Raw genomic sequence first — 20285 nt, forward strand, 5'->3', positions numbered from 1 at the left:
CATATAATAGTTTCTTATGCAAATATATGTCTTTAAACAGGTATTATGTTACGCATAGTACCATAATTTAACACAATTTTAACATTTACAAATGTGAATTTATTTCATAACTTAGTAGAAAATTAAATCATTATAAATGAATATAACTCCCGGAAAACTAAATAGTTTCACGTTTTTTAAGTTGCCGTCGGCCTATTTTTGTGGCGTTAGAACCCAATACATAGATGCCAATAAATGCGTGGTTACGGTAAAACACCGTTGGATAAATCAAAACCCATTTAATTCCATGTTTTGGGCAGTGCAAGGTATGGCAGCAGAGTTTTCTACGGGCGCTTTAATGATGACAAAAATAAAAGCTTCAGGTAAGCGGGTATCCATGTTGGTTACGTCAAATTCAGCAACATTTACTAAAAAAGCAACCGGTAAAATAACCTTCACTTGTAACGATGGTCAATTAATTGATGAAGCACTTTTAAAAGCCATTGAAACAGGCGAGGGGCAAACCATTAGTATGAAATCTGTAGGAGTGAATGAAGAAGGACTAGAAGTTTCAACCTTTGTTTTTGAGTGGAGTATCAAAGCTAAAAGTTAAGGCGTTTGTAAAGTCGTTTAACTGCTTTACAACTTAACAACAAGCAACTAAGCGACTAACAAAAAATGTAACAAATTCTTAAACAATGCTACCAATAAACAATTCAACGATTTAACGAATCAACAAAAAACAGTAAAAAAATGACAGCACACGAAATTGACTATAGAATTTACGGCGAAGAAATGCAATACGTAGAAATAGAACTCGATCCGCAAGAAGGTGTTATTGCCGAAGCAGGCAGTTTTATGATGATGGACGATGGTATTAAAATGGAAACCATTTTTGGTGATGGCGCTCAAAATGATTCTGGATTTTTAGGAAAAATTTTAGGCGCAGGAAAACGTATTCTAACTGGTGAAAGTTTGTTTATGACGGCGTTTTACAACACCCTAACAGGAAAGCGCAATGTAAGTTTTGCATCACCTTACCCAGGTAAAATTATCCCTATAGATTTAACCGAATTTCGAGGTAAGTTTATTTGCCAAAAAGACGCTTTTTTATGCGCCGCCAAAGGTGTCAGTATTGGTATAGAATTTAGTAAACGTTTGGGGCGTGGGCTTTTTGGAGGAGAAGGTTTCATCATGCAAAAACTGGAAGGTGATGGTATGGCATTTGTGCATGCTGGTGGCACCATGGCTAAAAAAGTATTGCAGCGTGGTGAAACATTACGTGTAGATACCGGTTGTATTGTGGGCTTTACCCAAGATGTAGATTACGATATTGAGTTTGTAGGCGGTATTAAAAACACCATTTTTGGTGGCGAAGGTTTGTTTTTTGCGAAGCTTCAAGGTCCGGGAACGGTATATATCCAGTCTTTACCATTTAGTAGGTTGGCAGGCAGAGTTTTAGCATCGGCGCCACAGGGCGGTGGAAAAGATAAAGGAGAAGGTAGTATTTTAGGTGGTTTAGGAAACCTTTTAGACGGGGATAATCGTTTTTAAAAGTTAATTTTAATTAAAATTTAAAATTGCTTGATATTTTTTATTAAATTTAAACATTCAACAAAATATAGCTTATATAAAAAATCTACCTTTATCAAACCTAAACCCTAACAAAATTATGGCAAGAGCAATGCTTGATTACACCAAAACTGTGCTTAAAAAAGTTAGTTTTGACGCATCATTGTTTTGCAAAGAAGTACAAAAGGCAGCACAACGTTTACTGCCGCATGAGTTAGAAGAGCTTAAACAATTTATTCTTTCTCTTGTACAGCAAAACCCAGAATTAAATCAATGTTTAATTTATTTGAAACCATAAAAAAGAGCGACCATTAGGTCGCTTTTTTTATGACAAAAATCAGTTAAAGTATTCAGTTGAATTGTATATTTGCAAAAAAATAATTCATCTGAAAAAGCTTATTACCATATTTCTTTTATGTTGCTTTTCCATTCGTCCAGCATATTATATGGGGCAATTGGTTTATTTTGAGTTGAATATAGATTCTATAATTGAAAAATACTGTGTTAACAAAGATAAACCAGAGTTTCAATGTAATGGTAAATGTCATTTGGCAACTCAGCTAAGTGAAACTTCAAATAAAAATGATGAAGATAGCAATAAACCTTTAAGGGTTATTTCCGAGTCATTTCTCCCTGTATTTATAGCAGCTTCCCAAGAAGTGAAATTCAATAAATTTATTGATGTAGTTTATAAAAAAGATAGTTTTTGTTATACCAATGGTTATCACTTTCTCCATGCAGATAAAGCATACAAACCCCCAATTTCTTAAAATTTAATATTCAGTTTTTTTACAAGGCTTTTTAAGTGCTTGCAAATAATAGCGCGCGTTGCTATTAAATTTCTAATAAATGAAACATCTATGATGATGCCTTATTATCATTGATTAATTAGGCTATGGATGTTGCATTTGACAATTTAAAAACAATAAAAATTTACAAATGAAAATTACTAAAATGGCATTGGCATTATTGCTATGCGTATTAATTATATCATGCTCATCTGAAGATGAAAGTCTAGAAGGGCAAACAGGAACTTTAACCTTAAAGTTTGATAATAGTGTAGGAGACCAAGATTTTATTTTCGGAACGTCCTATAATAAATCCAATAACGAATCGTATAAACTTACAACTTTAAAATACATCATCAGCAATGTAAGGGTTAAAGATTCTAAAGGAAATACATTCACTTATCCAGCTGAAAATAATGTGTTTATTATAGATGAAGCTAACGGAAATAATGCAGGCGAAATACTAATTGCATTAGAAGGAGTTGATGCTGCCGATTATACTGAAATTACTTTTGGGATAGGTATTGACCAAACACGTTATGCTTTAGGTGCTGATGGTCAAGGTGATTTTCTTGCTGATGCACAAGCAGCTGGTATGATGTGGGCGTGGGCTACAGGATACAGATTTATGCGTTTTGATGGCACTTACTCTTCCGCTATTGCGAATCCAGAGGTTGTAGACGGAACCTTAGCATTGCACATGGGTAGCGTTGGTACATCTTTAGATAATTATAAAGAAGTTACCTTAATGTTCCCAAACACAGTAAGAGTGCGAGAAACAGCCGAACCTGAAGTACATATTGTTGCCGATATTTCTAAAGTATTTGATGGGGAAACATCTGTAAATTTTGCCGATGGTTACAACCAAGTACACACCAGTGCAGAAACAACACCTGTTATTGCCAATAATCTAAAAGGTATTTTTGAGGTACACCATGTACACAATAACTAAATCATAATTAGATACGGTTAGGGAGTGGTTTTAAAATTACTTCCTAATCATTCTATATATGAATTTGCAAAAAGATAACAGATGAAAAAAATACTTATTACAGTTATTTTTATTCAGCTTTTTTTGGTGTCGTGTTCAAAAGATGAAGATGCTTATATTCCAAGACCTTTAACATTAGAGCTGCCATCAAACTTTCCAGATATTGTCTATAATTTGGAGAACAACCCCTTAACCCAAGAGGGTTTCGAGTTGGGTAAAGCCTTGTTTTATGAGGGGAAATTGTCTGCCAATGATGCCATACCTTGTGCTTTTTGCCATGAACAAGCTTTTGCATTTACCCATCACGGGCATACTTTAAGCCATGGTGTTAATGGAGGTATAGGGTTTAGAAATTCAACACCCATACAAAATATGGCATTTCAAAAAGAGTTTATGTGGGATGGAGCCGCTTCGCATTTAGATTTTCAACCCATCATTCCACTTACAAGTGAATTGGAAATGGGTGAAACCTTATCAAATGTTGTAGAAAAGCTTAAAAAAGATGCTTATTACCAAAAGCAATTTGCAAAAGCCTTTGATGATGGCGAAGTTAATTCAGCCAACATGCTAAAAGCCTTATCGCAGTTTATGGTTATGATGGTGTCTTCAAATTCTAAATATGATAAATACGTTAGGAATGAAGATAATGTTACTTTATCTCAAATAGAATTAGATGGTTTGAACACCTTTAGACAAAAATGTGCATCCTGCCATGCAACCGATTTGTTTACGGACCAATCGTACAGAAACAACGGTTTACCTATAAACCCCAAGTTAAACGACAAAGGGCGGTTTGTCATTTTTGAAAACCCTAATGATTTATACAAATTTAAAGTACCCAGTTTAAGAAATGTTGAAAACACCTTTCCTTACATGCACGATGGCAGGTTTGCAACTTTAGAAGCCGTTTTAGATTTTTACAACTCTGGCGTTGTGGATAACGGAAATGTGGATGCATCGCTTTTAAGACCGGATAACACCTATGGTATTACATTAAATGCCTACGAAAAAGAGAGCATTATTGCGTTTTTAAAAATACTTACAGATAACGAATTTTTAAATGATGAAAGATTTGCAGAATATTAATATAAAAGCGGTTTTAATAGGAACGTTGTTCTTATTAATTCCATTACAGAATGAAGCGAAATCCATACCGCCACATAAACACAGTGCATTTGAGTTTTTTTGCGATTTATGCGGATGTTCTACCAGTAGCGGAAGCTCTAGTTTTGGCACTTTAGGAAATGTGAGTTTTTTGGGTGTAAGATACATTTACCAAGATTTTAAATCGAAAGATGGTATTTTCAGTAATTCGCCAACAAGTACCGAGCGTTTCAATACCTACCAACTTTGGGGGCGTGTACCCCTTAGCGAAAGGTTTTCATTGAATGCCATTATTCCATATCAAGATTTAAATAGGGAATTTGAAGATAGAAGCGAACATAGAAATGGTTTGGGGGATATGTCAATTATTGGGTGGTATCAATTTAAGTTTTATAAAAAGAAAGCTGAAAATGAGGAAGATGCAGAAGAAGAAAGAGAATTATCTGCACATCAATTAAATTTTGGTTTAGGGGCAAAGTTGCCAACAGGTTCTTTTGAGGAGGGTTTAGCCAATAGAGTGAACCCAGGTTTTCAAGTAGGAACAGGGAGTTTTGATGCTGTGTTTTCGTTGATGCATACCTATTCTAAAAACAATCTAGGTGTTAATACAACGGCAACTTACTATTTAAAGACTGAAAATAAAAACGAATACCGTTTTGGAAATCAATTTAGTTTTGCTTCTAACGTCTATTACAAAGTACCGTTCGAAAAATCGGCTTTAAGTCCGTTTTTAGGTATTTCGGGCGATGTTTACGATTCTATAAAACAGTTCGGTGAAACTTTAAAAGACACCAATGGAAACATTGTAAATGGTACATTGGGTTCCGAGTTTATGATTGATAAATTTATAGTTGGAGCAAACTATACCTTTCCTATAAGCCAGCATTTGTTTGGAGATAATGTAACGTCTAAAAACAGATTTACTATTTATTTGAATTATGTTTTGTAAACAAAGTTGTTCGAACATGTGTCAGGTCGAGCGCAGTCGAGACCTAAGCTTTTAAGTTCTCGACTGCACTCGAACAGACATGCATTTTGATACTTTATTTATTTTGAAGGCAGTGGACTTATAATTTTCACATCTTGAAACGCAATAGCACCACGAATTATTCCAGATATAACATCTTGCAATGCTTCAATAATTTGCATTTTCAATTCGCTTTTATGGTAGATAAGGCTTACTTCCCTGGCAGGTGTGGGTTCGTTAAAGTAATGCAGATTTTGTTTTTCCTTTTCATTAATATCCAAGGTGTGTAAATAGGGTAGAAGCGTCATCCCCAAACCTTCGTTCGATAATTTTATCAAGGTTTCAATACTGCCGCTTTCTAACTGAAATTGCTCGTCCGATTGGTCTTTAAAAGCTTTGCATAAATTAATAACGCCATCTCTAAAGCAATGCCCATCTTCAAGTAAAAGCATATCACTAATATCCAAATCGGCTACATTAATTTTATTGTTGCCGTGTAACCTATGGTTTTTAGGTATATAACTCACAAAAGGTTCAAAGTAAAGCACACGTTCTTTAATGTTTTCATCTTCTAAAGGCGTAGCGGCAATAGCAGCATCTAGGTGGCCATCTTTTAAGCGCTCAATAATTTCCTCTGTGGTCAACTCCTCAATTTTAAGCTTTATTTTAGGATGCTTTTTTATGAAATTTTTCAAAAACATGGGCAGAAGTGTTGGCATGACCGTTGGAATGATGCCAAGTTTGAATTCACCACCAATAAACCCTTTTTGTTGGTCTACAATATCTTGAATTCTATACGATTCGTTTACAATATTTCTGGCTTGCGTTACTATTTTTCTCCCAACATCGGTCAATTCAATGGGTTTTTTGCTACGGTCGAAAATTTGAATGTCCAATTCTTCTTCCAGTTTTTGTATTTGCATACTCAAAGTTGGCTGCGTTACAAAACATTTTTCGGCTGCTTTTGTGAAATTTTGATTTTCGGCTACTGCCAAAACATAGTATAATTGTGTAATAGTCATGTATATCAATTTAGCCTATAAAAGTATAAAAACTATCAATAAAATTTATCGATTTAACAGTTAATTATAGATTAAATTTGTAGTATAATAAAACAAAGTGATTATGACATTAAATAGCATTGGATTAGATATTGAAAAGACCAAAGATTTGGCAAAAGACTTAAATAATTTGTTGGCAAATTTTCAAATATATTATCAAAACCTACGTGGTATCCATTGGAACATTAAAGGCAAACGTTTTTTTGATTTACATGTGAAGTTTGAAGAATTGTACACCGATTCCAATATGAAAGTAGATTTAATTGCAGAACGTGTTTTAACATTGGGAGAAACGCCTCTTCACACCTTTGAAGATTATATGGCACATGCCCAAGTGCCCGTTGTTAAAAATATTTCACAAGATGAAAAGGCAGTGAGGTTAATTGTTGATTCATTATCGGAATTATTAAAAATTGAACGTGCCATTTTAGATAAATCGGGCGATGCCAACGATGAAGGTACCAACTCCATGATGAGTGATTTTATAACGGAACAAGAAAAAACCGTTTGGATGATGAAGGCTTGGTTAAGCGAAACGGTGTAAAAGTTCAGAGTTCAGAGTTCAGAGTTAAAAAGACGGTTACTTAGTTTCATAACTTTTAAACCTTGAACTTTAAACTTTGAACTCATAACTTTTTATTAAAGAAGTCCCCTAGCTTTTATCTCCAAGTACTTATTAATGGTGTTGATTGTTAAATGCTCGGGTGCTGTTAATATACTTTGAATACCGTGTTTTTGAAGTTCGCTTACAATTAATTTCTTTTCATAAATAAACTTTTCGGCAATGGTTTTTTCGAATATTTCAAAGGTGTTTGTGGCACTTTTTCGGGTGAGTTTTTGCAATTCAGTATTTTCAAAAAAGATAACAACCAATAAATGGTATTTAGCAATGGCTTTTAAGTAAGGTAATTGCCTGTGCAAAGCATCTAAAGTTTCAAAGTTGGTGTACAACAACAGTAAACTCCGTTGGTTTAAACTGCGCTTTATATCTATATACAATCTTGAAAAATCCGATTCTACAAAATCGGTATCTAAATTGTACAAGGTTTCCAAAATAGTATTCATTTGCGAGGGCCTGCGTTCGGCAACCACACGGTTTTCAACTTTTCTTGAAAATGAAAATAACCCCGCTTTATCTTGCTTTTTTAAAGCCACATTGCTAATTACTAACGATGCATTAATGGCATAATCCAACAAACTTAAACCTTCAAAGGGCATTTTCATGACCCTGCCTTTATCAATGACGCTGTAAACGGGTTGCGAGCGCTCGTCTTGGTATTGGTTTACCATCAGTCGGTTGCTTTTTGCGGTCGCTTTCCAGTTGATGTTGCGTAAATCATCACCTTGTACATAATCTTTAATTTGCTCAAATTCCATGGTATGCCCAATACGGCGTATCTTTTTCAAACCATATTCAAAAATCTTGTTTGAAAACGCCATAAGCATGTATTTTTTCAATTGTAAAAATGATGGGTAATTGGGTACCATCGCATCTTTTCCAAATTGGAAACGTCTTGAAACGAAACGGATGGGACTACAAGCATATAAATTTAAATTACCAAAATAATATTCACCGCGTTCTAAAGGGCGAAGGGTATAGGTGATTTTTTTAAAACTCTGCTTTTCTAATTCTGTATCTATTTCAAAATCGCGTTTTTGGTATTGAAACGGTAACTCATCAATAAGTTTTAATGTGCTTGTGAAATTGTAATTGTTTTTTAATGAAATTTCAATAGGATTATCGTCACCATTACTCAATTTTTCTGGTAAAATTCGTGATGCTGTGATGCCTTTTTGTTTGAATAGCAGGATGGCATCCACTAGCAGTAAACTTACAAAAACAAAAAACAACATTTGGGCGATAACCAATAACCCTGGAAAAATATATGCCAGAATAAATAGGAAAACAAGAACACTTGCACTTACAAAAAAGTGTGTATTTAAGTAGATATTTTTGAAAAAGCGTTTCATTTATTAATTTTTACTACGACTATAAAAGTCTATATTCTTGTTTCGAACAGCGCAGCGATCTTATATCTAATTAAAAAATTTATCTAGGAATTTCAATGGTTTCTAAAATTTGTTCAATGACTTTTTCAACCGTAAAACCTTCCATTTCCCGTTCTGGGGTTAATACCAAACGGTGTTTTAATACGGCTTTGGTACAGCGTTTTATATCGTCGGGCGTTACAAAATCCCTTCCGTTAATGGCAGCGTTGGATTTGGCAGCATTCAATATGGCAATAGATGCACGTGGTGAAGCACCTAAATACAAATTGGCATTGGTACGCGTGTTGTTTATAATAGAAGCAATGTAGCTTATTAAATGGTTTTCAACCAAAATTTGCTTTATCAAACCTTGGTAATGTGCAATTTGCTGTGCATTTAAAACGGGTATAACCGCATTAAAATCCAAAACATCTTGCCTTTGGTGGTTTTCCATTAAAATTTGAACCTCGTTTTCAAGGGTTGGGTAATCTACATTTATTTTAAACAGAAAACGGTCCAACTGTGCTTCGGGTAAACGGTAGGTGCCTTCTTGTTCAATAGGGTTTTGGGTGGCAAACACTAAAAAGGGGGATTCCATAACATATCTGGTGCCATCCATGGTAATTTGGCGTTCGCCCATAACCTCAAATAAAGCAGCTTGCGTTTTTGCAGGGGCACGGTTTATTTCGTCAATCAGAATAATGTTTGAAAAAATAGGGCCTTTTTTATACTCAAACTCGTTGGTTTTTACATTAAAAATGGAAGTTCCTAAAATGTCACTTGGCATTAAATCGGGTGTGAACTGAATTCTGCTAAAATCTACTGCCAATGTTTTTGCCAATAATTTAGCGGTAATGGTTTTTGCAACTCCGGGAACCCCTTCAATAAGGGTGTGCCCGTTTGAAAGCAAAGCAATGATGAGCAATTCAATCATTTCGTTTTGCCCAACAATTATTTTGCCTATTTCTTTTTTTATAGCTTCCACATGGTTTTGAAGCGGTTTTAAATCGAGTCTGCTTTCAAAATTTACATCTTGATTTTCAGGAGTTTGTTCTTCCATTATGCTGTGTGTTTTGTAAATGATTCTATGAGTTTGTTAAGTTGAATTAAATCGGCTTCCGTATGGTTCGATTTCGATTTTAAATAAACAATATAGTCTATTAAAGCTTTGGTATCTTCCTTTTTGTTGGATGATTTGATGGCTAATTTCGAAATAAAATGATCGCCCAATTCACTCGTGTTTAAATAGTATTTTGAACGGATTTGCTCTAAAAAATACTGGATTTTATTGCTGATGATGTTTGTGAAATCACCATGTTGATAATACAAATCGCCAATGGTTCTGGTAAAATCCAACGTAGCGTTTTTTAAAGGTTCCACCACGGGAATGATGCGTTGGGTGCGTTTTCCTCTAAAAATAACAAATACTATTAATGATAGTAAAGCCATATAAAACGCCCATTTTAATGCTTGGTTTTGAAGCACAAAACGCAACGGACTGCTAATAACCTTGCGTCCGCTTTTGTAATAACTGTCCCAAATAATTTGATGTTTGGGTAAAAACGATAAAACTGTTGCTGCATACGCTTCATTTTGGTTCAGCATATGGTAATTGCTAAACGCAAATGGGTTGGTATGTATAAAAAACGCCCCATTTTTATTTCCAAAAGGCACTTTTATGAAGTTGATGTTGGTATCAGGAATGGTATCATTAATAATTTTTTTGGTTTTTTCAACTTTGGTAGTACCCAACGCAATCGCCTTAAGCGTATCTAAACTAGTGAAAAAGCTGTTTTCAATAACATCATTAAATTGGCGTTCGTTGGGTTTTAAATTGGGGCTGGTGAAACTATTTAAAGAAGGCTTTTTGAAAAAATTATTGTAGTCTGTACCAATTCTTATATTTAGTGTATCGCTTAAAACGCCATACATATAGTTGGTACTTATAAATACCGAGTTGCCATTTTCTACATATTTAATAAGCGACTCGGAGTCTTGTTTGTCGAAATGTATGCCATTATTTATAAAAAGGCTAACCGTTTTTTTATCAGTTTCAACATCTTTTAAACTTTCAAACGCTGTTTTGTTTGATATTTTTAAGGGTTTATCTGAAATATTTTTTAACTCATTAAAAAGCACGTAGCAACCTAATGGAATTTTATCAGCAGCCGTATAAGAATCACGCCAATTTAAAGCCTTGGGTTTGGTTATTTCTGCAAGTATCATCAACACGATAACCGCTCCTATGGCATAGAGTGCTATTTTAGATTTTTTATCCATGTTGCAGCGTGTTTATTTTGTCGAAATCAGGTTGGTTTTTTACATAAATGGCTTCATCAATGGGGAATTCACCATACCAAACATAATCATATATATAAGATATGCGCTTGAAAACGGACTTGGTGTTTTCGTCCTTAATCTCGTTTAAATATTCGTTGTTTGTTTTATCGTAATGCCATTCAATAATGTTTTTATTGGTGAGCAATTTCAACGACTTTAGGTATAGGTAGCGCGTTGCCAATCGGTAATTGTTGTCTTTTAAAGCAGCTTCAACCAGTTGGTCAAAATTCACATCTTTTATGTTTTCTTCAACGTATTTAAAATTGTCAATCTCTTGGGTTTCGGTTTTAAAAACTGAATTTATAGGCGATTGCATCAAAAATTTAATGATGAGGTAAAGGGTGGCAATGCCTAAAAATCCGTAGACAATATATTCTAGGGTTTCATAATCGATAAAATCGATATCAACCCCAAAAGTATCACTCAACCAACCAAAAAACTTCTGTAAAACGCGTTGCAATAAATTAATACCACCCGTGTCGTTTATGGAATAGTTGAAATCATCACCTTTATAACGCTCTTTTATGGCATCTTTAAAGTAAGTCACCTTAATGTTTGATGAGTCTCTTTGAATACTATCTTGTGAAAAACAATATACAGTGCTAAGAAATAGACCAAAAGTAACCGAAATATGGTGTTTTGTTTTATTCATTAACCCCAATTTGTTCAATTTTGTTTCTTAAAAACACATTGTTTTTTTCTTCATATATATTGTAATACAACACGCTGTACGCAATTTGCGATAAAGCCTGAGTGTAAATAAACGATAGTAAAAACATGGCAAAACCTAATGTGAATATAACATTGGCGAAAATGCTTGTTACTAAATCTACATTGCTTTCTAATGAAAAATAAACGTAAATACCAATGATGAAACCAGGGATGGAGATGATTAACATGGTAATCATCATATTTAAAATACCAATGACCAAACCGTAAAGAATCACTTTTCCGAAGCTGGAAAAGGTAAACGACCAACCTTCTGATAAAGCACTGCTCAACCCTTTGTTGTCCGAGAAAATAGAAATGAATGATAAGCCGAAAAATGCCCCAAGTAGAAAACTTAATCCGTACTGAATGAGCATCCCTATTAACGGAATAAAGGCAAAAATAAGGGAAACTATAAAATACCCAATGTATAAACCAATGCCCAAAAAGATGAATAGAATTACGGTTCCTAAATTATGTTTGATTTTTTGCCACACGTTTTTAGACTGTACCTCGCCAGAGCTATTAACATATTCAGCCATATAAGCACTTGAAAAACTGTAATTTAAAAGTGCTGTTATAAATAAAATAAGGATTAAAACCACAGCACCAACTATTAAATAAATGTTGTGGTCGCCATCGTTGTTCATGCCAAACCTAAAATCCCTACTGGCTAATCCCATAAAACCGGTTACCAATAAATAGGACGCAATAATGGACAGCATGATGCTTATGGCATTATAGCGCAAGTACAAACTGGTGTATTTTTTAAAGTTGTATTTAAGAAACAGAAAATAGGTGTTTATGGTTTCGCCAAAATCATGTCTGTTGCGTAATTCTATGTAGGGTTTGTTCATTTTTTTAAATCAGATTGATAAGCGTTGTTCAGGTTTATGGGGTAAATAACGTAATAAAATAATATTAAAAACAGCGAGCAGGCAATGATGCCGTATGATAATACCCAAGGCATTTGTTCGCCATAACGGGTTATAAAACCTTCAATAAAACCAGCAATGATAAAAAACGGAATGGTGCTTACCACTATTTTCAATCCATCTTTGGCACCTTTGGTAAAAGCTACCCGTCTGGAATAGGTTTTCGGAAATAAAAAACTATTGCCCATTACCAAGCCAGCACAACCTGCAATAACAATGACTGAAATTTCAATAGTACCATGCAACCAAACGGTTGATGTTTTTTCTAAAATACCGTAATTGTAAAAAAAGGTGATAAACGCTCCCAACATGATGCCGTTGCTAAAAAGAATATAAATAGTGCCCACGCTAAAAATGACTCCAAACGCAAATGCAATAATGGCCACACGTATATTGTTTATGGTAATGCCTAAAAACGACCCGATATTGCTGCCGCTTTTGTAAACCGCCATGGGTTCGCCCTTTTCAATGTTTTCTATGGTCATGTTTACATAGGCATCGCCTAAAATTAAACGCACAAACGAATCGTCGTTTAAAGTTGACACCGCACCAATGCCCACAGCAGCCATAAATATTAAAAACGTATACAATAATGTTTTTTGATAGTTTTTGAAGAACAGCGGAAATTCATATTTCCAAAAAGAAACAATCTTGTTTTTAGATTCTCTTTTGGTGATATAAATTTTTTGATGCGCTTCAGATGCTAAGGAATTTAGATATAGCAAGGTTTTACTATCGGGGTAGTAGGTTTGCGCGTAAGCAAGGTCGTTTGTAAGATGTATGTAATAAGAAGCTAAGTCGTCCGGATTTATTTTTGCATTATTGTGTAACGCATTTTCAAAACCCATCCATTTTTCCTTATTTTGCTTGACGAAAGATGCTTCGCGCATAAAACTATTTTAATTAGAAACGAATATACATTTCAATGAGCAATTTAGCAATTAACACGGCCCAAAATGTTAATTTAGATTACAAATTAATTGGTTTGGGAGAACGTTTTGTCGCGTTTTTAATTGATGGTCTTATTTTATTGACCTACATAACCATTATGGAGAACTTGGTCGCGCTCTCTGATATCTTCAGTACCGATGATTGGACCAAACGTGGCATATTGGGCTTAGTAACCTTACCGGCACTTTTTTATTCGGTGTTGTGCCACATTCTTTTTAGTGGGCAAACCATTGGGAAAATGATATTGAAAATAAAAGTAGTTCGTGTGGATGGCGCCCCTACCCAGTGGTACAATTTACTTGTGAGATGGATGTTGCGTATTGTGGATATTTGGATGTTTTTTGCTTCTATTGGTGTTTTAAGTATTTTATTGTCAGATAAAAAACAACGCGTAGGCGATGCCGCTGCTGGAACTGTTGTTATTAGTGTGAAGAAGAAACATAAAATTACCAGTACCATTTTAGAAGACCTAGAAGTGGATTATCAACCGGTTTTTACCAATGTTACCCAACTTACCGATAAGGATGTGCGCATTATTAAGGAAGCGTTCACCATTTCAAAAAAGAATAACGATTATAAAACCCTTACTTTATTAAGAAACAAAGTGTGCAGTGTTCTGAATATAGAATCCAATTTATACGATATAGATTTTTTAAACACCATTTTAAAAGATTATAATTACTATACACAGAACATGTAGGTTGAAGTTGAAAGTAACAAAGTAACAAAGTAGCAAAGTAGCAAAGTAACAAAGTAGCAAAGTTATTTCAACTTAAAAGCTTAACAGCTTAACAACCAGCAAGTAAAAACCAACACCCAACAACCATGATGTTTATTCAAATTATAGAAATATTCGGAACCTTCGCCTTTGCCATTTCTGGGGTGTTAGTGGCATTAGAAAAAAGAATGGATCCATTTGGGGTGCTTATTATTGCTTTTGTTACTTCGGTTGGTGGCGGAACATTAAGAGATGTGCTTATTGGGTTAACGCCTGTAACGTGGATGTTAAATATGACTTACGTTTATGTTATTCTAGGAGCTACTATTTTTTCTATTATCTTTAGAAAACGTCTTAATTACTTACGGATATCTCTATTTCTTTTTGATACTATTGGTATTGGTTTATATACCGTTGTGGGTATACAAAAAGGCTTGATTATGGGGTTGCATCCCATTATTTGTATAGCTTTAGGTACTATAACAGCTTGTTTCGGAGGCGTTATTAGAGATATTCTTTGTAATGAAATCCCCGTTATTTTTAGAAAAGAAGTGTACGCCACCGCTTGTATTTTAGGTGGCTTTACTTATTTTATACTTCGTGCATTACCGATAGAGAATTATTTGATGTTTATAATTTCTGGTTCCGTAGTTATTGCGGTACGCTTAATAGCTGTGAAATTTAAAATTAGCCTACCTAGTTTGTATAAGAATGAAGACAGAAAACTAGATTGTTAGATTGTTAGACTGCTAGATTTTTAGATTATTAGATTTTTAGACTGCTAGATTTTTTGGACGATTAGAAAGTTTTTATTTATATCTAACGCGTCTAACATGTCTAACGCGTCTAACATGTCTAATAATCTAACAATCTAGCCATCTATTTAATAATCTCAACATTTCTAATATAAATATTACGTAGTGGCCAATCGGCATCGTCTTTTTCAACGGCGGCTATTTTATCAACCAAATCCATACCGCTGATTACTTTTCCAAAAATAGTATAATCACCATCTAAAAAGTGTGCACCGCCTTGTTGCTGAACAATAAAGAACTCGTATGGCGACGCTAGTTTGTGTGGGTTATCTATCTCGCTACTGGGCATAGATACGACGCCTCGGTCGTGTTTAAATCCGCGTTTGGTATCTGGTGGCAGTAAATACTTGCCAATATAGGTACGTTTGTTAGCGGTTTTTTTATCATCGCTATTTCCAGCCTGTACCATAAAATTATCAATTACTCTATAAAATTGGGTACCATTAAAATACTTTTGCTTTGTTAAAAAGATAAAGTTAGAACGGTGGAATTTTGTTTCATTAAACAATAAAATGTCAATGGTTCCAAAATCGGTAGTTAAACGCACTTTGTTTTCCTTGTGTACTTTATCATACTGCAAAAAAAACTCCATAGCATTTTTTGAATTTAACTTAGGGAATGCTCTGTTTACAACATCGGTAGTGTCTTCATCACCGGTAAGACCTTCTTCTTTTGCAACGGTTGTTATTTCTTTTTTAGGAATTATTTTCTTTTTATTTTGCTTATTTTCACAATTGAAAAAGAGAATAAAACCACACAACAATAAGATAACGCGCATACAGAATGAATTTTGATGAATTTTTAATATCAATTTCAAAAATAAAAAATATACCGCTACCAGCCCAAGCATCGCAGTTTAAAATGGTGCCTCCATTTAGGCAAGAACTGTTAAAACAACAAGAAGAAGCTATAAAAACAGCAAAAAGGGCAGGGGTTTTGGCATTGTTTTATCCTGATGTTAATCAAATGACCTATTTGGTTTTAATTCTAAGGAAAACATACCATGGTGTGCATTCGGCACAAGTAGGGTTTCCTGGGGGCAAATTGGAAGCGCATGACGTTTCATTGCAAGCAGCTGCCGTTAGGGAAACCTTTGAAGAAATAGGTGTGCCTATAAAAAAAATAGAAGTTGTAAAAGCATTGACCGAAGTTTACATACCGCCCAGTAACTTTTATGTGCATCCATTTATAGGCATCTCAAAGACAACACCCCAATTTATAAAGCAAGATGATGAGGTGGAAGCCATTATTGAAGTAAAGTTGAGCCATTTTTTAGATGATGCTCATCTTATTACCGAAATAGTAAACACGTCGTATAGCGTTGAAGTTGAAGTGCCTGCTTTCAAACTCAATAACTACGTGGTTTGGGGAGCCACCGCAATGATGCTTAGTGAGATTAAAGATTTACTAAAACAACTCATGTAGTTTATAGATTTATTACATTTGTACCAACTAACCAATTTGATGAGTGATTTATGGGATTATTTAAGCGAAATCCGTTTGGGCATATACTTTTTGTAAAAAAGTGGCTAATTAGAATTTTTGGGGCTTTAACCCACAGACGCTTTCGTGGGTTTAATGAATTGCAAATAGAAGGTTCTGAAATTATAAAAAACTTACCAGACAAAAACGTGCTGTTTATATCTAACCACCAAACTTATTTTGCCGATGTGGTATCTATGTTCCATGTGTTTAACGCCAGTTTAAGCGGACGCACAGATTCTATAAAGAACGTAGGTTATTTGTGGAACCCGAAACTGAATATCTATTACGTAGCAGCTAAAGAAACCATGAGAGCTGGTTTGTTGCCTAAAATTTTGGCATACATGGGGTCCATCAGTATTGAACGCACATGGAGGGCAGAGGGACAAGATGTAAACCGACAAGTGAAAATGAGCGATATTTCCAATATTGGTAAAGCATTAGACGATGGCTGGGTTATTACTTTTCCACAAGGTACTACCACACCGTTTAAGCCCATCAGAAAAGGAACAGCACATGTCATTAAACGGTATAAACCAGTTGTAGTGCCTATTGTTATTGATGGATTTAGACGTTCGTTCGATAAAAAAGGTCTGCGTATTAAAAAGAAAAACATCCTGCAATCGTTCGAAATAAAACCGCCGTTGGAAATTGATTACGATAACGAAACTACGGACGAGATAGTTACAAAAATAGAGTATGCTATTGAGCAACATCCATCATTTTTAAAAGTGATTTCCCAAAAAGAATTAAAGGCTCAACAAGAACTCGATAAACTTCGTGAGTGGTAATACAATTACCTTTCTAATTTTTTTCTTAGTTAATTAATACACATTCTCAGAGTGTCGGTTCGCTAATTTATGAGGCTTTTTTTTATGGGATTAAAAAAAGAAAGCTAACAAAAACACCAATTAGACAATACTTTTTAAGAGGCGTCACTATTTCTAAAAAATAACTTATTTTTATTCATAAGCATATAAAATTCAAAAGTTATAAGTCTACAATTTAGTTTAGATATTATCTTTTTTTGATTTTATTAATACACAAAACTCTCATACCTAAAATATATGATTCAAAAAGGTTCTGAAGCAGAAAGATTAAAAGTTCCCAATAATTACAAAAACTGGAAAAAATGGGGGCCGTATTTAGCGGAAAGACAATGGGGAACCGTTAGAGAAGATTACAGCATGCATGGTGAGGCCTGGGAGTTTATAGACCATGAAAAAGCACGTAGCAATGCTTATAGATGGGGAGAAGAGGGCATAGGCGGTTTTACCGATTCGCGCGAAATCCTGTGTTTGGCACCTGCTTTTTGGAATGGAAAAGACCCTATTTTAAAAGAACGCCTGTTCGGACTTACCAACAACCAAGGTAACCACGGGGAAGATGTTAAGGAACTTTATTTTCACCAAGTATCGTCGCCCACACATTCCTACTCTAAATATCTTTATAAATATCCACATGCTGAATTTCCGTATGGCGATTTAGTAAATGGCAACCAACGTGGGCGCCATGAACCGGAATACGAGTTGTTGGATACCGATGCTTTTAAGGATAATGCGTATTTTGATTGTTTCATTGAATATGCCAAAGCCGATGTAGATGATATTTTAATGAAGGTAACCGTTGTAAATAGAGGTGAAAAAGCAGCGGATATTCATGTATTGCCACACCTATGGTTCCGTAATTTTTGGAAGCACAACAAGCGTTATGAACGCCCTGTGATGAAATCTATTTCCAGCAATAGTGTGCAATCTAGAAGTATTAGAAACGGTAGGTATTATTTGTACCATGAAGATGCCGAACAGTTGTTTTGTGATAACGAAACCAACAACAAGCGCATTTATAATTTCGCCAATGATGTTAAATATGTAAAAGATGGTATTAACGACCATGTGTTGCACGGAAAAGCAACCGTAAACCCAGAGAAAACAGGGTCTAAGTTTGCCGTTTGGCACCAATTTAAGTTAAAGGCAGGTGAAGAAAAAAGTATTAAAATACGTTTAAGTAAAAAGAAAGTAAAAGACCCTTGGGGCGAATTTGATGCGATATTCCACCAACGTATTACCGAATGCGAAGCGTTTTATGCCGAAACCATAAGAACCGATATCCCAGAAACCCATCAAGCCATTGCTAAAAGCGCGTTTTCTGGTTTGTTATGGACCAAGCAATTCTATTACAACGATGTGTTTAAATGGTTGTTTGGTGGCCCGGGCGAAAGTAAACCCGAGCGGGCAAACATGCGAAATTACAGTTGGCAACACCTTACCAACAGGCACGTTATTTCCATGCCCGATAAATGGGAATACCCGTGGTATGCCGCTTGGGATTTGGCGTTCCATATGGCGTCGTTTGTAGAAATCGATCCTTTTTTCGCCAAAGAACAGTTGTTGTTGGTGCTTAAAGAAAACTATATGCACCCCAACGGACAAATTCCTGCTTACGAGTGGAATTTTAGCGATGTAAACCCACCCGTACATTCGTATGCTGTGTGGAATGTATATGAAAAAGATAAAAACTATACGGGTAGGGGCGATACAGAATTTTTAGAAAAAGCGTTCCAAAAACTACTTATCAATTTTACGTGGTGGGTAAACCAAAAAGATACCAGTGGTACAGACCTTTTTGAAGGCGGTTTTTTAGGGTTGGATAATATTGGGGTGTTCGATAGGAACCATATGCCGCCAGGTATTAAAAAAATGCAACAAGCCGATGCTACCAGTTGGATGGCCATGTTCACACTTAATATGCTTCGCATGTCTTTGGAATTGGCTAAAACCAATAAAATATATGAAGAATCTGCCGCTAAGTTTTTTAGGCATTTCCTAAACATAGCTTGGGCCATGCACCACATTGGTAAAAAAGATATTTCGCTTTGGGACGATGAAGATAATTTCTATTACGATGTGGTTGAAATGGCAAATGGCAGTACCAGTCGCTTAAAAGTACGTTCGTTGGTAGGCGTTATTCCGATGTTTGCCGCCGAAATTATGCATAAAGACCTTTTTGAAGAATTAAAGGATTTCAGGTTTAGGGCGAATGAAATTATACGAACGCGCCCCGACTTAGCGTCGTTAATCACCAATTTAGATGAAACTAATTTAGATGGTAATTACCTATTCGCTATCATGCGTGGTTTTAGATTGGAGCATTTATTGATTCGTTTATTGGATGAAAACGAGTTCCTGTCAGATTACGGTATTCGTTCCTTGTCCAAGTACCACGAAGCACATCCTTTTGTATTTGCGCATCATGGGCATCATCAAATTCAATACGAACCAGGGGAGAGTCGTTCCAATATGTTTGGGGGTAACTCCAACTGGCGCGGACCCATTTGGATGCCATTAAATTATATGATTATTCAGTCCTTACGAAAATATTATAGTTTTTATGGTGATGCCTATCAATACGAGTTTCCAACGGGTTCTGGCAACAAACTCAACTTAAAGCAAATTGCCAACGAACTTACAAAACGTTTGGTAAAACTGTTTGAAGCCAATGAAGATGGCAAGTTTCAATATCATGCCGATAGTGCCGACAACAAGTTTTCAAAAGATGCACATTTTAAAGATTTGCACTTGTTTTACGAGTTTTTTGATGGCGATAACGGTAAAGGCTTGGGCGCATCTCACCAAACAGGGTGGACTGCACTGATAGCCAACTTGATTATGGAAATGGATGAGGAGTGATTTATGATTGACGATTGATGATTGATGATTGACGATTTACGATTGATGATTGATGATTTTCGATTTATGTCATGTCGAAATGAGGCACGATTGAGACATCCACAATTAATACTTACATTCAACTTTTATATGGTTACAGGTTACTTGCTGTTTTGCGAAATCTCATTGTGTTCTGCCTCACAAAAAGCGATAAGCG

Annotated in this window: 21 protein-coding genes; 13 read left to right on the forward strand and 8 right to left on the reverse strand. The window is 35.2% G+C overall.

Going from position 1 to position 20285, the window contains the following annotated elements; all coding sequences use genetic code 11:
* The first annotated feature begins 136 nt into the window (after positions 1-136).
* The 7 genes from ACGK9U_RS07910 (at position 137) to ACGK9U_RS07940 (ending at position 5383) form a co-directional block, all read left to right on the forward strand.
* Complete coding sequence (locus tag ACGK9U_RS07910; protein ID WP_394465822.1) at positions 137-592, forward strand: DUF4442 domain-containing protein; 456 nt, start codon at positions 137-139, stop codon at positions 590-592.
* Positions 593-732: 140 nt separating this feature from the next.
* Positions 733-1533, forward strand: a complete 801-nt coding sequence (locus ACGK9U_RS07915) for a TIGR00266 family protein (RefSeq protein WP_394465823.1) — start codon at positions 733-735, stop codon at positions 1531-1533.
* 118 nt (positions 1534-1651) lie between these two features.
* Positions 1652-1849 (forward strand): hypothetical protein, encoded by a 198-nt coding sequence (locus tag ACGK9U_RS07920; protein WP_394465824.1) that lies wholly within the window; start codon positions 1652-1654, stop codon positions 1847-1849.
* 148 nt (positions 1850-1997) lie between these two features.
* Complete coding sequence (locus tag ACGK9U_RS07925) at positions 1998-2321, forward strand: hypothetical protein (RefSeq protein WP_394465825.1); 324 nt, start codon at positions 1998-2000, stop codon at positions 2319-2321.
* Positions 2322-2490: 169 nt separating this feature from the next.
* Positions 2491-3291 carry an MbnP family protein gene (locus ACGK9U_RS07930; protein WP_394465826.1) on the forward strand — a complete coding sequence of 267 codons (801 nt, stop codon included), beginning with the start codon at positions 2491-2493 and terminating at the stop codon, positions 3289-3291.
* 81 nt (positions 3292-3372) lie between these two features.
* A complete protein-coding gene (locus ACGK9U_RS07935) occupies positions 3373-4416 on the forward strand; it encodes a cytochrome-c peroxidase (RefSeq protein WP_394465827.1) in 1044 nt (347 codons plus the stop codon).
* Entirely contained in the window at positions 4391-5383 is a 993-nt protein-coding gene (locus ACGK9U_RS07940; protein ID WP_394465828.1) for a hypothetical protein, read from the forward strand. The genes ACGK9U_RS07935 and ACGK9U_RS07940 overlap by 26 nt, the downstream gene beginning before the upstream one ends.
* 98 nt (positions 5384-5481) lie before the next feature.
* Here ACGK9U_RS07940 and ACGK9U_RS07945 read toward each other — a convergent pair whose 3' ends face one another.
* On the reverse strand, positions 5482-6423 hold the full coding sequence (locus tag ACGK9U_RS07945) for a LysR substrate-binding domain-containing protein (RefSeq protein ID WP_394465829.1): 942 nt from the start codon (positions 6421-6423) through the stop codon (positions 5482-5484).
* Between the two features lie 103 nt (positions 6424-6526).
* Between ACGK9U_RS07945 and ACGK9U_RS07950 the strand changes: the two genes are divergently transcribed.
* Positions 6527-7006 (forward strand): Dps family protein, encoded by a 480-nt coding sequence (locus ACGK9U_RS07950; RefSeq protein ID WP_394465830.1) that lies wholly within the window; start codon positions 6527-6529, stop codon positions 7004-7006.
* Between the two features lie 95 nt (positions 7007-7101).
* On the opposite strand, the gene ACGK9U_RS07955 is transcribed toward ACGK9U_RS07950, so the two are convergent.
* The 6 genes from ACGK9U_RS07955 to ACGK9U_RS07980 all read right to left on the reverse strand — a co-directional run bounded on the left by ACGK9U_RS07955 (position 7102) and on the right by ACGK9U_RS07980 (position 13324).
* Positions 7102-8433, reverse strand: coding sequence for a DUF58 domain-containing protein (locus ACGK9U_RS07955; protein ID WP_394465831.1), 1332 nt, complete (start codon positions 8431-8433; stop codon positions 7102-7104).
* Between the two features lie 79 nt (positions 8434-8512).
* On the reverse strand, positions 8513-9511 hold the full coding sequence (locus ACGK9U_RS07960) for an AAA family ATPase (RefSeq protein ID WP_394465832.1): 999 nt from the start codon (positions 9509-9511) through the stop codon (positions 8513-8515).
* Positions 9511-10731 carry a DUF4350 domain-containing protein gene (locus ACGK9U_RS07965; RefSeq protein WP_394465833.1) on the reverse strand — a complete coding sequence of 407 codons (1221 nt, stop codon included), beginning with the start codon at positions 10729-10731 and terminating at the stop codon, positions 9511-9513. Before ACGK9U_RS07965 ends, ACGK9U_RS07960 begins: the two co-directional genes overlap by 1 nt.
* Positions 10724-11443, reverse strand: a complete 720-nt coding sequence (locus tag ACGK9U_RS07970) for a hypothetical protein (protein ID WP_394465834.1) — start codon at positions 11441-11443, stop codon at positions 10724-10726. Before ACGK9U_RS07970 ends, ACGK9U_RS07965 begins: the two co-directional genes overlap by 8 nt.
* Positions 11436-12356, reverse strand: a complete 921-nt coding sequence (locus ACGK9U_RS07975; protein ID WP_394465835.1) for a hypothetical protein — start codon at positions 12354-12356, stop codon at positions 11436-11438. Before ACGK9U_RS07975 ends, ACGK9U_RS07970 begins: the two co-directional genes overlap by 8 nt.
* Positions 12353-13324, reverse strand: a complete 972-nt coding sequence (locus ACGK9U_RS07980; RefSeq protein ID WP_394465836.1) for a stage II sporulation protein M — start codon at positions 13322-13324, stop codon at positions 12353-12355. Before ACGK9U_RS07980 ends, ACGK9U_RS07975 begins: the two co-directional genes overlap by 4 nt.
* A gap of 35 nt (positions 13325-13359) precedes the next feature.
* Between ACGK9U_RS07980 and ACGK9U_RS07985 the strand changes: the two genes are divergently transcribed.
* Together ACGK9U_RS07985 and ACGK9U_RS07990 are read left to right on the forward strand one after the other, a co-directional pair.
* Positions 13360-14085 carry an RDD family protein gene (locus ACGK9U_RS07985; RefSeq protein ID WP_394465837.1) on the forward strand — a complete coding sequence of 242 codons (726 nt, stop codon included), beginning with the start codon at positions 13360-13362 and terminating at the stop codon, positions 14083-14085.
* A gap of 128 nt (positions 14086-14213) precedes the next feature.
* The gene (locus ACGK9U_RS07990; protein WP_394465860.1) at positions 14214-14840 is read left to right on the forward strand and encodes a trimeric intracellular cation channel family protein; all 627 of its coding nucleotides are present in this window, start codon (positions 14214-14216) and stop codon (positions 14838-14840) included.
* A 142-nt stretch (positions 14841-14982) separates the two neighbouring features.
* On the opposite strand, the gene ACGK9U_RS07995 is transcribed toward ACGK9U_RS07990, so the two are convergent.
* Positions 14983-15696, reverse strand: a complete 714-nt coding sequence (locus ACGK9U_RS07995) for a peptidylprolyl isomerase (protein WP_394465838.1) — start codon at positions 15694-15696, stop codon at positions 14983-14985.
* A 5-nt stretch (positions 15697-15701) separates the two neighbouring features.
* Here ACGK9U_RS07995 and ACGK9U_RS08000 point away from each other — a divergent pair, with 5 nt between their 5' ends.
* The 3 genes from ACGK9U_RS08000 (at position 15702) to ACGK9U_RS08010 (ending at position 20089) form a co-directional block, all read left to right on the forward strand.
* Positions 15702-16343: an NUDIX hydrolase gene (locus tag ACGK9U_RS08000; RefSeq protein ID WP_394465839.1), complete on the forward strand. Its 642-nt coding sequence runs from the start codon at positions 15702-15704 to the stop codon at positions 16341-16343.
* A 50-nt stretch (positions 16344-16393) separates the two neighbouring features.
* Positions 16394-17191 (forward strand): lysophospholipid acyltransferase family protein, encoded by a 798-nt coding sequence (locus tag ACGK9U_RS08005; RefSeq protein ID WP_394465840.1) that lies wholly within the window; start codon positions 16394-16396, stop codon positions 17189-17191.
* Positions 17192-17467: 276 nt separating this feature from the next.
* The gene (locus ACGK9U_RS08010; protein WP_394465841.1) at positions 17468-20089 is read left to right on the forward strand and encodes a glucosidase; all 2622 of its coding nucleotides are present in this window, start codon (positions 17468-17470) and stop codon (positions 20087-20089) included.
* Positions 20090-20285: the final 196 nt, after the last annotated feature.

The sequence above is a fragment of the Mariniflexile sp. HNIBRBA6329 genome (genome assembly GCF_043558645.1).
Classification (GTDB): domain Bacteria; phylum Bacteroidota; class Bacteroidia; order Flavobacteriales; family Flavobacteriaceae; genus Mariniflexile.